This is a genomic window from Phocaeicola sartorii JCM 17136 = DSM 21941 (assembly GCF_054653615.1).
Map to the genome: position 1 here is coordinate 2,060,572 of NZ_BAAIFW010000005.1, position 16,224 is coordinate 2,076,795.

Sequence of the window (16,224 nt, forward strand, 5' to 3'; positions counted from 1 at the left end):
ACATTAGGCCCTGTGGGCTTTTTCCCATGTTCCGCCAGTATGTCTTTTCAGATAGAAGAAGCCTTTTATCACATTGATGTTCATGAACAGGAAATAGTAAGGAATATAAAGCAATTTGTTCTTTACTGACTTGGCGGACAGGTAGCAGCCATAGAATCCTCCGGCATAGAATGCGGATTGTAGTAGAAGAAAAAGAAGGTAAACCAGACGGTTCTCGCTACAGGCAGCCAGTAGGATATTCAAGGGGAGAAGTAGAAACAAGGCGACTGGTGTCACCGACCATCTCAGTACCCGGTGGGAGATGTATTGAAAACTAAGAATTCCATAATGTAGCGGGTTCAGCAGTTCTTTCAAGCGATAGACGGACTGTAATCCGCCTGCCGAAATGCGCACTTTCCTTTTCTCTTCTTCTTTCATATCGGCCGATCCGCTTTCCAAGGCGTATGCCGTATCACAATATGCTATCGTGTACCGTTTCATGGCGATGCGTAGGGACAGCATAAAATCATCCAGTAATGTGTCTTCGGGCATTTCTTCATATAACGGGGTGCGGATGGCAAATAGCTCTCCGGCGGCACCTATAGTGGAGTAGAGCTGGTAATCCAGTTTTTTCAGCCATGATTCATATTTCCAGTATAACCCTTCTCCTCCCGAAGCAGCCCCTCCGGTGCTGTGCATATCCACCCGTTTTTCTCCTGCCACACATCCCACCCGCGGATGGTCGAAACATTTCACTATTTCGCGGACAGCCTGCGGATTGATAAATGTATTGGCGTCTGTGAATATGACCAGAGGTGTGGTGACAAATCTCATACCTCGGTTTATGGCGGCTGTTTTTCCTTTTCTTTCAGGGATGGACAATAGGGTGACATCGGGATAAACCTTTAATTTTTCATTGGTGTGGTCATTGCTGCCGTCCGTTACCCATACGATATGAAGTTTCTCTTTGGGATAATCCAGTTCATGGCAGTTTCTCATTTTTTTATCCACTACCTGTTCTTCGTTATAGGCGGTGATGAACAGGGTGATTTCGGGCAGGGCGGTGTTGTCTTTGTGCCGGCAGATTTCTTTATCTTGTTCGTCCGTATCGTAGGGGAAAAGAAAATTTTGTTTTATTTTAACCAATATCCATAACAGGATTCCATATCCCACATAAGTGTAGAATACAATGAAGAGAAGAACGAAGAAGAGGAATTCAAGGGTGCTCATGCTAGTATTTCTTTGTATATTGACAATATTTTTTTTGCTGTGTTCTCCCATGAGAACCGGCGGACTCTTTTTAGTCCGTATATGGCTTGTGACTGGTAATATTCTGCATCTTCTTCTAAATGAAGGATGGCGGAAGCGATTTCCTCCGGTTCGGACGGATTGATCAGAATACCCTCCGGTCCTGCAATTTCGGGCATGGCGGAAGTGTTTGAGGTGATGACGGGAGTTCCGCAGGCCATCGCCTCCAGAATGGGGATGCCGAAACTTTCGCGCAGAGACGTGTATATGAAGGCGGATGCTCCACTATAAACAGCAGGTAATTCTGTGTTCGGAATGTATCCGGGGCAATACAGCATCTTTTTTATTTCCTGTAAGCCTTGCCGGTTCAGATATCCGTCTATGATCTCTTCTTTCAGGTCAGCGATAAGCAGAGGGAGGGGTTGACGGGATTTTTTTAAATATATGCTGTATGCCTGCAATACCTTTGCCGTATTTTTCTTAGGGTCGGTATTTCCTAGAAAGAACAGGTAAGGACGTTCTTCAATGTATCGGGCGGTGATGGTTTGTGCGTTTCGTACCGGTATGAAATGTTGTGAATAGCCGTTGTGTACAGCGGCAAGCAGTTGTCTGTCAATGTGTAGAGAACTACTGATGCGGTTGCATTCAAAATGAGAAACGGTAATGATTTTCTTGCATTTGGCAAGAATTCTGGGAACTATGATTCTCCGGTAGAGGCGTCCCATCCTTTGGTACATGGACTGGTTCTTACCTTGTTTTTTCTCTAGAAAGATAATGTCGTGCAGTGTAAGCACCAGTGGAATGTTGCCATACACAGGGGCGGTGTTGCTTGTGCAGTGCAGCAGGTCTGGCTTGATTTTTCTCAAAGCCAACGGCAGTCCTATTTGCTCCCAAAGCGGATAGGACGGCCAGTTGACGGTCACGATATGCACGTTGGCGGATTCCTGCAAACAGATATCATCTCCTGGGCTGACCAGTATGAAGTATTCGTTCTGTGTGTCTGTCTTTTGCAGTTCCCGGATGGTCTCCAGAGCTACATAGTCCATGCCATGCTTTTCTTTTCTGAAGATGCGTTGGGCTTCTATTGCTATTTTCATTTGTCGTTACTTTATCAAGTTGGAATCTTCATCTTCGTAATCGTTTTTGCTATAGAAAAGAGCCGTGAAGTTTCTTAAACCTTTTATGGCTCGTTTCTTGAAACTGCTGAACAGGGAACCGTCGGCCGAAATAGTGCCATGGCCGGTGAGGACACGGGCTTTGCGGGCGGTGACGAATCTTAATTTTCCGTATTTTTTCAATGCTAGTGCCAAGGAGCCGTCTTCTCCGCGGAGTATGTCTGTCCGGAATCCTTCTTTCCGGGCTGTTTCCGTGTGGAAGGCAAAAGCCATTCCACGTACATTGAGTTCCGGCCTGTTCAGATTTTGTATTTTCAAATAGAGGTCACGCAGTGTCTCATAGAAGAAAAGTCCTAAATGATGTTCATTGGGGAGAAAACTCCATAGGGCGTATGTGCCCACCACTTCTTTTTCTTGTAAGGCCTTTACTATGGTACTGATGTACCGGGGCGGATAAAGGGTATCGGCGTCTATGCAGAGATGATACTTCCCTCGAGCATGGTTCAGTCCGCATTGCCGGGCAAAACCGGGACCTTTTTGGCATTCATTGAAGTAGGTGACCCCTAATTCTTTTAGTACCTCTTCGGTGCGGTCGGTAGAATGATTATTGATGACTAGTATTTCTACAGGATAGGTATGTTGGTTTTCACATAAAGACCACAGGCAGCTCAATATCCTCTTTTCTTCATTATGGGCGATGGCTACCACCGAAACCAGCGGAGCATGAGTTGCCAGTTGCCGGATCTTGTCTTTCACTTGGTTGATAACCGTTTGTGGGACTTGGGTGAAAGGCCTGTCATAGATGGATAGATAGTCAGCGTACCACTTCATGTGTTCTTATATATTCGGACAGTGTGATTGGAGTCCGGTGATTACTGAATCGTGATTTCAATTTGTTTTTGATGAGATAGGACAGGGCGTGAATTATCTTCTTCATTTCTGTCAGGGCGGAGCGGCGGGGGTATAGTTTCTCCACCATTTCCCGGTTCCATTTGTTGAGGAAGAAAGAGGAGTAGTATTCATCTTCGGGGTTGACCAATATTTCCACCTCGTTTTTCCATTCGTAGCGGTTCAAGGTGATATCTCCTTCCGTCAGCCACAGCAGTTTGTAGGGGAGGGATTGGAAAGGCAAATAATTCAGGAACAATTCTCCATAGTCATTTTCATAGTTGCCCGGCATTCTGGCTTTTTCATAGAAAACTAGCTTGTTGTCTATATCCAGTATGACCCATTTGTGTGATTTCTTAGGAAACAAGTATTCGCCCAGCAGACTGGGAGTTTCGATGTATCCCCGTCGGGCCACTCTGCATAATTCCTTGACAAATGCTTCGGGATGTTCTACATGTTCCAAAACTTGATTGCATATCACATAGTCGAACTCCTTGTCTTTGAAGGGCAGGTTTTCTCCGTCGGCATGTACAAAGGTCTGATGCGGGTATATTTTCACGTCACCGCAGCGGTGATAATTGGTGTCAACAAATTTTTCGACTACCACGTTGGAGCGATACGTCGGATTATGGCCCGGACCTATCTCTAGCACTTTGTCGTTTTTGTTTATATGGATGTCTCCTCTGTCGTAGGGGGAATCTGTTTTCATTGTTCTGTTCCGTTTAATAAGTTGTTGAATAACTGAATCCATTGTTGCATAATTACGTCTTTAGCGAAACGTTGTACATTGATGCGGGCTTTCTTTCCCATTTCTTTTCTTATTTCTTCGTTCTCAATCAGATAAATTATTTTCTCGGCCAGCTCTTCTGTCTTTCCATTTTCGGCCAATAGTCCGTCTTCCCCGTTCCGGATGATATCTTTAGGTCCGCACGGGCAGGCGAATGATACGGCAGGTACTCCGCACGCCATTGCTTCCGCTATGACCATTCCGAATCCTTCAAATCTGGAACTGGATACAAAGATAGAACTTTCACAGTATTTACGGATCATATCCGGGGTTGTATTTTCAAGAAAAAGGTTCTTTAGTTCCAATTTCCCAGCCAGTGCTTGATATGCAGTCTTATCTCCTTTGCCATATATATGTAATTCCCAGTCCGGATGCCGGTTACAGACTTTGCTCCATGCTTCCAGTAACAAATCGAATCCTTTTTGGTAGGTATATCTTCCGGCGGCGGTTATCCGTTTATTGTTCAAGTTGCTGCATGTTCCGGGTTGAAAGGGTAGAGGGTTGCTGATGACTTTTACATTTTGTAGTTCGGGCCAGTTCTCTCTGTCTTCCTCACTCAGCACAACGAACTTGTCCAGCTTTCCTAAATGTCTCACCAGACTTTTCATCCATAATTTGGCAAAAAGTTCCTTGACGAAGTTGCTTTCGTTCTTTTCAAAATTACGATAGTTCTTCCGGTTCACGTGCAGCTCTCCTATCTTTTTGCTTCCGTCTTTGAGGGAGGTGATAAAGTTAATTTCCCGTCGTAACAGAGAGATAGTGATGTCCGGTTTGAGGTGGAACAAGGCGGCGGAGAGCTTGCGTCGGTATATTCTTTGTTTTTTCAGATAAACCGGCACCTTTTTCCACAGAGGAAGTTCCCATAATTCTTCAAAGTCTATATCCAGTTGGATAATTTTCACTTTGGGCGATAAAGCATAGCAGGGAGACTTGCTTTTTCCATCAGTCAGCAAGATGTATATTTCATAATTACCGCTCTCAGCCAGGAAGTTGGCTTTGGTGGTCAGTACCCTTTCCACTCCTCCGGGAATATGGAGAGAGGGAGTACAATAGGCGATCCGGATCATAGGCGGGAGGTATTACAGGTTGTTTATCACTTTCATCATTTGTTCTTTCCACGACAAGTTTTTAATGGAATCCCTTATTCTGCAAGGCGGCAGATCCAGTTCCGTATAGAACCGGATAAGCTGGCGGATGTCTATGGGACTTTCGTCGGCCGGAACTTTCATTATATAAGGCATAAGGTCAAAGTCTTCGTCCGTTTCTGAATATATAAAAGGTATTCCCCGTGCTGCATATTCTCTGTTTTTTAAAGTTTTGATTTTGTCAATGCCGCTGCGGTGGCGTGCCAGACTGCCGATGGCGAAATCCGCTTCGTTGAATAATTCATCCAGCTCCTCGTTCATTTTTTGTCCGTGGAAGATGACATATTTCTCTATATGATATTTGTTGATAAGTTCATAAAATCCGGGAGCGTGTTGCGAGTCATGCATTTCGGATTTCCATATACCGCCTGCGATGTGGAAAAATACGGTTGTGTTTGCCGGTTTTTGGTAATATTTACCCAAACCGTCTATCAGGCGGTCGTATCCGTGCCAATAATGTACTTCGGCCACTCCTAGTAAATGAATGACGGAGGTGTTTTTAGAAACCGTCTTTTTCAGTGGGATGGAATCAAAATCAACTCCGTTGGATATCTGAATGGTACGTTGACCGAATATATGGTGATGGTCTGAAAAGGTGACGATAGCGTTCACGTGTTCCGCCAGTGTCTTTCGGAAAACTTTGTCCACTTGTATCCCTAGGCGTGTGGCTAGTGGAAAACCGGCATATTCGTTGTCGTAAGGATAGGTAGGTATTTCCATCACTATTTTAATTCCGGCTTTCCTCAGTTTGCTGAACAGCCGGATGGTGAACGGATTCGCATTATGGAAAGAGCGTACATAAATTAATTCCACCCGATGTGCTACAGCATAATGATATATGCATTGGTAGGAAACTCTTTTTCTTGCCGCAGCCAGTTTGCCTGTTCCGTAATCGGCTATTATTTCACCGTTTATCATCCTTACCCGGTGACTGTTGTCCGCTATGCAGTACGTGCATAAGCTGACTTGGTGTCCACATGCTTCCAAGCCTTTAACCTGATACAGGATCTTTTTACTGATGCCGCTGTAAGGAGATAGTCCATGAAAGAGGAGATAGATGATATTCATGGTCGGGTGGTTGTTAAGGTGTTGAATAACTCATTCCACAGTTTCATCACTTCTTCGCGCGAATAACGTTGGATATTCTTTTGGGCCTGCTTTCCCATCCGTATGCGTTTATCCGTATCCTCTATCAGCCGGCATATCGCGTCAGCCAGTTCGTCCGTGTTTCCGTTCCTCACCAGTATTCCGTCTTCCTCAGGAGTGATAATCTCGGCAGGTCCGTACGGGCAGTCGAATGAGATGCAGGGAACACCGCACGCCATCGCTTCCAGAAGTGCCATCGGTAATCCTTCAAATCGTGAACTCATGACGTATATGGAACTTCCCAGGTATTTTTCTTGAATGTTTTTGGTCGGAGGGCACAATGAAAAGCTGTTTTCTATATGATGCTTTCCGATAAGTTCTTGTAGCCTGTCCCTGTCTTGACCCTCTCCGTAAATGCGGATATGCCAGTCGGGATGCTTCCGGTTGACCTTGCCCCAAGCTTCAATCAGGCGGTCATAGCCCTTCTGTTCGTTATATCGTCCTATGCTGATGATTCTTTTTTCCAGGCAGGAACTCCCATTTTCGGGCAAGAACGGTAAGAAGTTCGGTATGATACATGCCTTTTTTACTTCTTTCCAATTATCCGCGTCATTCTGTGTCAGAACAACCAGCGCATCCAACTTTTTTACAGCCTCTTCTTGTTTTTTTCTCCAATGTCGTGCGATTTGCTTGTATGGAAATTCTCGTTGTTCCATCAGATGCAGGTTTCGGGTGTACGGTTTGGCTATATGGGATTCTCCTATTTTTATACTTCCATCGTCCAGTTGTGTCAGAAAATCCAATTCGCGGCCCAGTGTGCTGATGACGATATCCGGCTTCAAGGTCTTCAGCCAGTAGTTCAGTTTCTTTCTGTACAGGCGCATCAAGGTGAAATAATAACAGCCTCTCACTAACAGGTTATGATGATACTGTCTGTCAAAATCAATCGCTATGTCAATGTGCCTGACTCTGGGGGATATCGGGAAAACGGAAGGTCGTCCTTTCTGTGAGTCGGTAATGATAAATACATCCTGGTGCATTTCGTCAGCCAGATAGTTCGCTTTTTGGATGATGCTCCGGTCGGCTCCTCCCACGGTGCATAGGGCTGTGTATAGATAAACGATGGTCATTTTTCAGTCAGTTTATGAAACAACATTTCCCATTGCGGCATGATGTTTTGAGGTGAGTAACGTTTTACATTTTCTTTGGCACTTTTACCGAAAGCTTTTCTTTCCACTTCATGTTCTATCAGGTGGCAGATAGCGTTGGCAAATCCTTGTATGTCTCCGTTTTTGACGAGGAGTCCGTCTTCCTGGTCTCTGATGATTTCCGACGGGCCGAACGGACAGTCGAAAGAGACACAAGGAACGCCCAGACTCATGGCTTCGATCAAGACCAGTCCAAAGCCTTCATAGTTGGAACTTAGGGCCATAATGGAACTGTTCAAGTATTCTTGTGTTATGTTCTGCGTAAAAGGATGAATTGTGATGGAATGTTCCAATTTCCGGTCTTTAACCTGCTTGGTTAAGAAATCTTTATAAAAACCTTCGCCGAATATGTCCAGCATCCATCCGGGATGACGTTTCTGCACGATATCCCACGCGTCAATCAGTCGGTCGAACCCTTTCTGCCAGGTCAGTCTGCCTGCGGCTATCACACGGGGGGCTTCACAGGGGCTGCTTGTATGTGTGTCAATAATGGAGGTAGTGTTCGGAATGACATGTATATTCGGATCTTTTCCCCACATGGTGGCATCTTCTTGGGTCAGTGTTACTATGGCATCACTGTATCGTTTGATCTCACGGAAACATTGGCAGCTGACGTATCTGTCTTTTACATCCTTAAAAAAACTCTTCTTGCGGTTTTCGGGTATCCGGGTGTATGTTTTGGCGCAATGTGATTCGATGACTTTCTTTGCCTTGCAGTCTAATCTGCAAATTAAATCCGCTTTAAAACTGGTATTTCCCGATATGATATCGGGATTGATACGTGTGATCTCTTTTTTTAATCGTTGTTCGAATTTATGATCCAAAGACCACCCCATTCTCAATTGTTTGAGAAAAGGATGCTGGTATTGCAGATGAAACTTTGTATCCAAATCAATATGTTTTACTTTATCGGACAATGGGAAAGAAAGAGGATGATTTCCTTGGGAAGAAGTAATAAGATACACTTCATGTCCGTAAGTCTCAGCCAAATAATTCATCTTATCCGTCAAAATCCGCTCCGTGCCTCCTATACGGGCTATGGAGTCGTATATATATACTATTTTCATTTCCCCGCTTTGTTTTTCCGTAAAAATAGTGTATTCTTTTTATATATCCAATAAGAAGTGGTTCAAATTCCTGTTTGTATCCGTTTTTTTATGGAATACCCGCTGTGTCCGGAGTAAACAAGGGGTGAAAATGGGGCTATTTCGTAATTAAAGTCTTCGGAATGTTGTGAGTGTCATTTGTTTTTGCGAATATTGCATCTTACAATGATCAGTATGAAGAAAGAGATAACGGTGGTGATGCCGGTTTACAAGGTGGAGAAATATGTGTTAGAATGTCTTGATTCCATAATCAATCAAACTTTTGATTGTTTTGAGTGCATCATCATTGATGATTGCTCTCCGGATAACAGTATGCGCCTGATCGAGGAGAAACTGGCTGGATATAAAGGGAACATCAGCTTTAGAATTGTGAGAAAAGAGCGGAATGAAGGGGTTTCTGCGGCAAGAAACAAGGGGATAGAACTTTCTCAAGGCAGTTATCTTTTGTTTATAGATTCGGATGATATGCTTTATGAGAATTGCTTGGAGAAATTATGGGAGGAGACAAAAAAATATCCGGGGATTGATTTGGTGCAGGGGGATTCTTATTCAGAAGGGATGGAAAACAAGAACAGTGGTTTGCAAAGATATACGGAGGGAAGGATACGTATCAACAAACTGTTTCTGGATTCGAAAATAACATCCACTCCGGTCAACCGGCTGATCAGAAAGGCGGTGCTGACAGAGAATGCCATTTATTTCAGGACGGGCATTTTGTTTGAAGACTTTTTGTGGTGTTATTTTTTGTATAAGAAGGTGGAGACGTTTGCTTCTGTCAATTCTTTTACTTATTTCTACAGGCGTTCAAATCCTTTCTCGACCATGAACAAGGCAAAAACGGACTTTGACAGGCCGGCCAAGGATTTTATCTTTATCTTAACCGTTTTTTATGAGCACATGGAGCAAGAGTTGTATGCCGAAAATATCTGTTTCATTTTGAACAAGCTGATGCCGGTGGTGTACAATGCTGCTACAATAGGGGTTACAAGGGAAAGTTATGATGCGATAGATAAGTTTAAAAGAAATCTGATAAAGAGGCATTTCAGGGAGTTCCGGCCTATGGAGGTTTTGTACGAATTGAACTTGTTCTATCCCTTTTGTCTGCTTTTGAATTGGGGGATATACAGACATCATATATTGTATAAATACGCCCATCTGATAAAATGGTATTATAAGATATGGGGAAGGCTATATCGTTGAGCCTTCTTGTGTGATGAAGATCAGTCTCAGGGTTTGCAGTCTTTTTATCGACTGAATTTTCGATAGCGGTAAAGACCAAATCGTCTTTTTAAGACGTTTTGCACTCTTTGGAATGTGCAGAATTTACACGTACGTTCGCATCGGATTATACATACGTATGTGTAGGGCTATGCATACGTTCGTGTAGCTCTATGCGGACGTACGTGGGTGGAAGTGTGTATTTTCTTGTTTTATATGATATAATAATCTTTCCTCATTCCGCATTTATTTTCGTTTCTTTATTGTATCTTTGCGAAGAAAGAGTGTAATCTAAATTCCATGAGAATATTATTTTATTGTGATACTGTCTTCAGTTTCGGTGGAGTACAGCGTGTGTTGGCTGAAATAGCCAAGGCCTTGTCTGGGAAACATGAAGTCACGATACTGACTACGGATACTTGTACGGACTTGTCGATGTACGGATATGCCGAAAGTACCGTGCTGTTTGATTATTTCTCTTATTCCGCTTCTTCTTTTATTGAACGTTTGTTATGTAAAGGCTATAGTTTCTTATATAAACATGGACTGCCTCATACCCGGCAGACTTCAGCATGGTATGCTGCCAGTTTTTTTCCTCCTTCTTATAAACGGACATTGGCAAGGAAAATAAATGCCCGGCAATGTGATGTGGTCATCGGGGTACATGCCTTTATGGCTCTACATCTTTCTGCTGTAAAGAGCCGGATCCAAACAAAAACTGTTGGCTGGCTGCACAATTCTTATGAAGCATTCTTTGAGAAGGAAACTCCCTATTTGCCGGGATTGGATTGCTTTTTTCAAGTTCAGATGAGAAAATTGGACGAGAGGGTGGTTTTAAGTCATGCGGATGCCGGTTGTTTCCTTCGGAAAATGAACTTGGACTGCGAGGTGATATACAACCCTCTGACTGTGCTGCCCAAAGGGCGGGGGGATAAGGGATATAGAAAGATATTGGCGGTCGGTCGTTTTTCATTCGGACATAAAGGATTTGATATTTTAATAAAGGCTTTTTCCGTTTTTGTGAAAACTCATCCGGACTGGACGCTGGAAATCGTGGGGGAGGGTCCTGAGGAAGTGCTTTACCGTTCATTGATCAATGAATATGAACTGGAAAAGAGTATAAAGTTACATCCTTTCACGAAAGAGGTGCAGGAGTATTATGCGCATTCCAGTATGTATGTGTTGAGTTCCCGTTGGGAGGGATTCGGGCTGGTGATGATAGAGGCTATGGCGCATGGACTGCCTGTTATCGCATCTGATTTGCCGATAACGCGCGAGTTGCTGAAAGACAAAGGCATGGCCGTTCTTTTTGAGAAAGAAAATATAACTCAGTTGGCTGGATGTATGTCGTATATGGCTGAGCGGGCGGACTGGGAATGGATGGGAAATAAAGCGGTGGAATATGCTGATACATTTCATATAGAGAAAGTATGTGACAGTTGGAATAACTTGCTAAAAAAGGTAGTGTATGGTACAAGATGAACAGAAAAAATGGGATATTGTGATCGAGCCTCGGTCTGGTTTGTTCCGGTTGGATCTGGAGGAGGTGTGGCGGTATCGGGATTTGCTGGTAATGTATATCAGACGGGATATCGTTACTTTTTATAAACAGACTGTTTTAGGCCCGTTGTGGTTTGTGATCCAGCCATTGCTTACTACTGTCATGTTCATGTTTGTTTTTGGCGGTATTGCCGGTATTTCTACTGACGGACTTCCCCAACCGCTGTTTTATATGGCGGGCTTGCTCTGCTGGAATTATTTTTCGGAATGTTTAAGCCGCTGTTCGGATACGTTCAATGCCAATCAGAATGTATTTGGAAAAGTATATTTCCCTCGTCTGGTAGTACCCTTGTCCATTGTTATATCTTGTATGATAAAGATGGGCATTCAGTTCGGGCTGTTTGTTATAATTTACATTTACTATTTGGGCAACGGATATTCGTTGATGGTCAACGGATATGCTTGGTTGGCTCCCTTGTTACTGCTTATGTTGGCAGGTCTTGGCTTGGGTTTCGGATTATTGATATCCTCCTTGACGACCAAATACCGCGACTTGCGTTTCTTGATTACTTTCGGGGTACAGTTGTGGATGTATGCCACTCCGGTTATTTACCCTTTGTCTGTGATGAGGCAGAGTCATGAGCAGTATATGTGGCTCATTGTGGCGAATCCGCTGACTTCCATTATCGAAACATTTAAATTCGGATTCTTGGGAGTAGGGACTTTCAGTTGGTTCCACTTAGGCTACACGTTGGTGTTTACAGTGGTGGTGATGCTTTGGGGGATGATGACTTTTAACAGAGTGCAACGTAGTTTCATGGATGTGATTTAAAAGGAGGGACAGGATGGGAAAAATAGCGATAGAGTTTCAGAATATCAGCAAGCAGTATGCATTGGGAAGCATCGGCACCGGAACGCTGAGCCGCGATTTGAATCGTTGGTGGGCGCGGATTCGTGGGAAGGAAGACCCGTATCTCAGAATCGGGGAAGAGAATGACCGTTCCAAGAAAGCGATGGGGAATTTGGTATGGGCGTTGAAAGATATTAATTTCCATGTGGAGGAAGGTGAAGTGCTGGGTATTATCGGTAAGAACGGTGCGGGAAAGTCCACTTTGTTGAAAATCCTTTCGCGGGTGACTTCTCCTACTACCGGTTGTATTCGTGCACGGGGGCGCATTGCCTCTTTGCTGGAAGTGGGTACAGGCTTTCATCCTGAAATGACGGGACGGGAGAATATTTATATGAATGGTTCCATCATGGGGATGACCAAAGCGGAGATTACCCGCAAGCTGGATGAGATTGTGGCCTTCGCTGGTGTGGAGAAATATATCGATACTCCCGTAAAACGTTATTCTTCGGGTATGACCGTGCGGTTGGGTTTTGCTATCGCTGCCCATTTGGAACCGGAAATCTTGGTGGTGGACGAGGTGTTAGCGGTGGGGGATGCGGAGTTCCAAAAGAAGGCCATAGGCAAGATGCAGGACGTGGCGAAAGGAGAGGGACGGACAGTACTGTTTGTGAGTCATAATATGGGAAGTATGCAGCAATTATGTACAAAAGGCATATTGCTGGATAATGGTTGCATATCTTTTTCTGGAAATATATGTGAGACAGTAAATGTTTATCAAAGTGGAATTGCATTACAAAATGAATTTGTGGAAGGTGAAGGTGCTCCTGAAATATTGCAGTTATTGTATGCTTCCGTAAAATCAAGTGATGGGGATATATATTATAATAACTCTGAAATTATTATAGCTTTCAAGGTGAAAGTGGCTAAAAAAGTGCCATCGTTAGTAATTGGCTTTAATTTATATAGTAGTTGGGGACATCCTTTGGCTCGGGCTGATTATAATGATAATAATGATTTGACCACATTGGGTCCCGGAATTTATTGTTTTATATTTAAAATACCTCCTTATACGTTGTCAGATGGTAACTATCATGTTATATTTGATGTGGCGGAGCGTAATATAAAATGTTATACTACGGAAAAGTCAAGTTTGTCTTTCACTATCGTTCAAAGGGGGACAAATGGTTTTGGCAATCGTTTTTGTGAGCAAATAAGTATTAAAAGTTCTTTGTTCAGAGAGAATTGGATGGTGGGGTTTCAAATGATAGAGTCTTTAGACCATGAAGCATAAATGTGTTATTTTTCTTACAGCTTGTGTTAATCCTGGCGGAATGGCTAATACATTGCACACTGATTGCCGACAGAGAATGGAAGAGTATAAAAAAGCACTTTGTTTCTATTTACAAAAAACGAAACTGCCAATTGTATTTTGTGAAAATACGTTGTGTGATATGAGTGGTGAATTCAGTTCTTATATTGCATCCGGCAGATTGGAGTATCTGACGTTTGACGGGAATCATTATGATAAAAGGAGAGGCAAAGGGGTAGGGGAGATAGAAATTTTGGAATATGCCTTTTTACATTCTAAACTGTTGCAGGATGGAACTCATGTTATAAAAATAACAGGACGACTAAAGGTGCTGAATATAAGGATGCTGATAGCTGTCAGGAAGATGTTCGGAGATAATTGCATTCAATTGCGAATAAATAAAGATGGTACCTTTGTTCATAGTCAAATTTTTATAGCCCCGGTTTTATTTTTGAAGAAATATTTTATTCCATTGAAAGAATATGTGGATGACCGTGATTACATTTATTTTGAACACATGTTAGGAAAAGCAGTAAAAGAACAGAATGAATATGATTTGTTCCCTCTTTTTGATATTCCGCTAATTCGAGGAATTTCAGGAACAAATACACAAGCTTATCAATCAAATCTATCAGTATATGAACGATTACAATGTGTGAGATGGGTCTTGGCGGATAATTTGTATTTTAATAAAAAATATGCTTTGAAAAAAAGACCTTTCGTAAATCAATTTTTAGTGAAGATTTATTGGACTATAATAATATTTTGTGTTTTAGTATGTCAATTAATTATTAGAAAATGAGTGCATTAATATCCATATTAATACCAATATATAGAGTTGAAGATTATATTGAGAGGTGTTTGCATTCTGTCTTTGGGCAGACTTATGAAAATATAGAATATGTATTTATAAACGATTGTTCGCCAGATAGAAGTATGATCGTTTTGGAAAGGGTTATGCAGCTATATCCTAATAAACTAAAATTTGTAAAGGTTATATCGCATTCTAAAAATGTAGGAATTGCTCAAACGAGAAATGAACTGTTAAAGGAAGCCAAAGGAGAATATTGCATATTTATAGATAGTGATGATTATGTGGAACTGAATGCGATAGAAATACTTTATAATAAAGCATGTGAAACTGGAGCTGAGATTATACGCTATAATTATTATGTGAATAATGAGAACGGGAATTATGAGGTTGTCACTCACGAGCCTATGCAAAATAAACAGCAATTATTGGAAAAGGCAATAAGTAGTCTTTCGGGAGTGGATGCTATGTGGAAATTATTTGTGAAGAGGAACCTTTATGATAGGAACTCATTACAATTTGAAGACGGAATTAATGCTTGTGAAGACTATATAATGAGCATCAAGTTATTTTATTATTCTAATTTAACCGTAGATATCTCGAATGTATTGTATTATTATACTGTAATAGGAAATTCTTATAGCTATACTAAGAATTATGAATTGTTTTTGGTGGATAGAATAAAAGCTATAGGTGCGGTAAAAACTTTTTTGGAACTCAATGATATTTGGCAGACTTATAAAAAAGCTTTATATGCAAGGATTATAATGTGTAAACAAACTTATTTGATCAATAAGGAATATTTCGATATTGATAAATATTATACGTTGTATCCTGAAGCTAATAAAACATGGAGAAACTTTGCTTATGGAAAAAGAGAAATTTTATTATTTTGGCTTGCAGAGCATAAAATGACTATATTGATTAAACTGATTTACTTATTTTAAACTTTGAATAGTGAGGATAGAGTTCGATAAAGATCTTTGTACCTAAGATTTTAGCGGTAGAAAGCCAAAGCTTACTACTTCCCTGGGCTCTAAAAATATCTTTCCAAGCTGGAAATAGGTTGTTTATCTGTTTTGATTCTTTAGCTAAGTCGGCTGTAATATTGCTTTGTTTGGCTTGAACTAATCTTCGGAACATTCTTTCGAATGCTGGTACTTGTTGGGAAGTTAATATAGGAAATTTTATAAGTTCTGTATATATGGAAAGGTGGGCATAGAATAAATCCAGATGTTTGTCAAATGTATAATTAGACGTGAGTGAAGATTCTCTTATGCGATAATAGTATAGTCCCTTGTCTGAAAGGTAAACTGTTTTTGCTTTTTTACAGAAATCAACAAGGAGCCGTGTGTCTTCTGAAACATGTCCTTCTAAAAAGGTGATATGATTGAATATTTCTTTTTTGAATATTTTATTCCATATGGAATAATGGATGGGACTTCCTGACCACCAGTTGGAGAATATAGCTTCAGTTCCTTTAATATATTGACAACTATTAGTCGGAGTTTCTACATATTCAGTGCTGTGCAATTTGCAAAAAGGATATTGCAGAATATCTATTTCACTATTGTTTATCATAATGTTCATGTTTTCCTCATAGGTGTCTATGTTGATGAAATCGTCAGGATCAATGAAGGTCAAATACTTGCCTTTTATCATTTGTAATCCTATATTGCGTGCGGAACTGACCCCTCCATTTATTTTATGTACCACTTTGATCCTATTATCTTTTTGGGCATAGGTATCACATATTTTTCCGGATGAATCCGTTGAGCCGTCATCTATCAGGATTATTTCATAATCATGATAAGTTTGGATGAGAATACTATCTATACATTGATTTATGTATTGTTCAACATTGTATACGGGAATGATGATACTTAAAACTATATTTGGCATATAATGAATACTTTGAATCCAAAATTACTTTCTTTTTTTATAATATCAAGTAAATTAATTGCTTATTTTTGT

Annotated in this window: 15 protein-coding genes; 6 read left to right on the forward strand and 9 right to left on the reverse strand. The window is 41.5% G+C overall.

All coding sequences use genetic code 11. The features are described 5' to 3' along the window. Nucleotides 1-3: 3 nt before the first annotated feature. The 8 genes from ACYQ0C_RS08610 to ACYQ0C_RS08645 are packed head-to-tail and all read right to left on the reverse strand — an operon-like array spanning nt 4 to nt 8,523. Nucleotides 4-1,209 carry a glycosyltransferase family 2 protein gene (locus tag ACYQ0C_RS08610; RefSeq protein WP_016276381.1) on the reverse strand — a complete coding sequence of 402 codons (1,206 nt, stop codon included), beginning with the start codon at nt 1,207-1,209 and terminating at the stop codon, nt 4-6. After that, nucleotides 1,206-2,324 (reverse strand): glycosyltransferase family 4 protein, encoded by a 1,119-nt coding sequence (locus tag ACYQ0C_RS08615; RefSeq protein WP_016276382.1) that lies wholly within the window; start codon nt 2,322-2,324, stop codon nt 1,206-1,208. Before ACYQ0C_RS08615 ends, ACYQ0C_RS08610 begins: the two co-directional genes overlap by 4 nt. Before the next feature lie 6 nt (nt 2,325-2,330). After that, the gene (locus ACYQ0C_RS08620) at nt 2,331-3,173 is read right to left on the reverse strand and encodes a glycosyltransferase family 2 protein (protein WP_016276383.1); all 843 of its coding nucleotides are present in this window, start codon (nt 3,171-3,173) and stop codon (nt 2,331-2,333) included. Beyond that, complete coding sequence (locus ACYQ0C_RS08625; RefSeq protein ID WP_016276384.1) at nt 3,157-3,939, reverse strand: class I SAM-dependent methyltransferase; 783 nt, start codon at nt 3,937-3,939, stop codon at nt 3,157-3,159. Before ACYQ0C_RS08625 ends, ACYQ0C_RS08620 begins: the two co-directional genes overlap by 17 nt. Further along, the gene (locus tag ACYQ0C_RS08630) at nt 3,936-5,084 is read right to left on the reverse strand and encodes a glycosyltransferase family 4 protein (protein WP_016276385.1); all 1,149 of its coding nucleotides are present in this window, start codon (nt 5,082-5,084) and stop codon (nt 3,936-3,938) included. The genes ACYQ0C_RS08625 and ACYQ0C_RS08630 overlap by 4 nt, the downstream gene beginning before the upstream one ends. Before the next feature lie 12 nt (nt 5,085-5,096). Continuing rightward, the gene (locus tag ACYQ0C_RS08635; protein ID WP_016276386.1) at nt 5,097-6,230 is read right to left on the reverse strand and encodes a glycosyltransferase family protein; all 1,134 of its coding nucleotides are present in this window, start codon (nt 6,228-6,230) and stop codon (nt 5,097-5,099) included. Then, nucleotides 6,227-7,378: a glycosyltransferase family 4 protein gene (locus ACYQ0C_RS08640; protein ID WP_016276387.1), complete on the reverse strand. Its 1,152-nt coding sequence runs from the start codon at nt 7,376-7,378 to the stop codon at nt 6,227-6,229. Before ACYQ0C_RS08640 ends, ACYQ0C_RS08635 begins: the two co-directional genes overlap by 4 nt. Next, a complete protein-coding gene (locus ACYQ0C_RS08645; protein WP_016276388.1) occupies nt 7,375-8,523 on the reverse strand; it encodes a glycosyltransferase family 4 protein in 1,149 nt (382 codons plus the stop codon). Before ACYQ0C_RS08645 ends, ACYQ0C_RS08640 begins: the two co-directional genes overlap by 4 nt. 213 nt (nt 8,524-8,736) lie before the next feature. On the opposite strand from ACYQ0C_RS08645, the gene ACYQ0C_RS08650 reads away from it, so the two are divergent. The 6 genes from ACYQ0C_RS08650 to ACYQ0C_RS08675 all read left to right on the forward strand — a co-directional run bounded on the left by ACYQ0C_RS08650 (nt 8,737) and on the right by ACYQ0C_RS08675 (nt 15,197). Next, nucleotides 8,737-9,762: a glycosyltransferase family 2 protein gene (locus ACYQ0C_RS08650; protein ID WP_025077014.1), complete on the forward strand. Its 1,026-nt coding sequence runs from the start codon at nt 8,737-8,739 to the stop codon at nt 9,760-9,762. A gap of 318 nt (nt 9,763-10,080) precedes the next feature. After that, nucleotides 10,081-11,262 (forward strand): glycosyltransferase, encoded by a 1,182-nt coding sequence (locus ACYQ0C_RS08655; protein ID WP_016276390.1) that lies wholly within the window; start codon nt 10,081-10,083, stop codon nt 11,260-11,262. Then, the gene (locus tag ACYQ0C_RS08660) at nt 11,249-12,112 is read left to right on the forward strand and encodes an ABC transporter permease (RefSeq protein ID WP_016276391.1); all 864 of its coding nucleotides are present in this window, start codon (nt 11,249-11,251) and stop codon (nt 12,110-12,112) included. The genes ACYQ0C_RS08655 and ACYQ0C_RS08660 overlap by 14 nt, the downstream gene beginning before the upstream one ends. A gap of 13 nt (nt 12,113-12,125) precedes the next feature. Then, complete coding sequence (locus tag ACYQ0C_RS08665; protein WP_016276392.1) at nt 12,126-13,421, forward strand: ABC transporter ATP-binding protein; 1,296 nt, start codon at nt 12,126-12,128, stop codon at nt 13,419-13,421. After that, complete coding sequence (locus ACYQ0C_RS08670; RefSeq protein ID WP_050582557.1) at nt 13,411-14,241, forward strand: hypothetical protein; 831 nt, start codon at nt 13,411-13,413, stop codon at nt 14,239-14,241. Before ACYQ0C_RS08665 ends, ACYQ0C_RS08670 begins: the two co-directional genes overlap by 11 nt. Continuing rightward, nucleotides 14,238-15,197, forward strand: a complete 960-nt coding sequence (locus ACYQ0C_RS08675; RefSeq protein ID WP_016276394.1) for a glycosyltransferase family 2 protein — start codon at nt 14,238-14,240, stop codon at nt 15,195-15,197. The genes ACYQ0C_RS08670 and ACYQ0C_RS08675 overlap by 4 nt, the downstream gene beginning before the upstream one ends. Here ACYQ0C_RS08675 and ACYQ0C_RS08680 read toward each other — a convergent pair. Then, nucleotides 15,175-16,152, reverse strand: coding sequence for a glycosyltransferase family 2 protein (locus ACYQ0C_RS08680; RefSeq protein ID WP_016276395.1), 978 nt, complete (start codon nt 16,150-16,152; stop codon nt 15,175-15,177). The genes ACYQ0C_RS08675 and ACYQ0C_RS08680 overlap by 23 nt on opposite strands. Between the last annotated feature and the right edge of the window lie 72 nt (nt 16,153-16,224).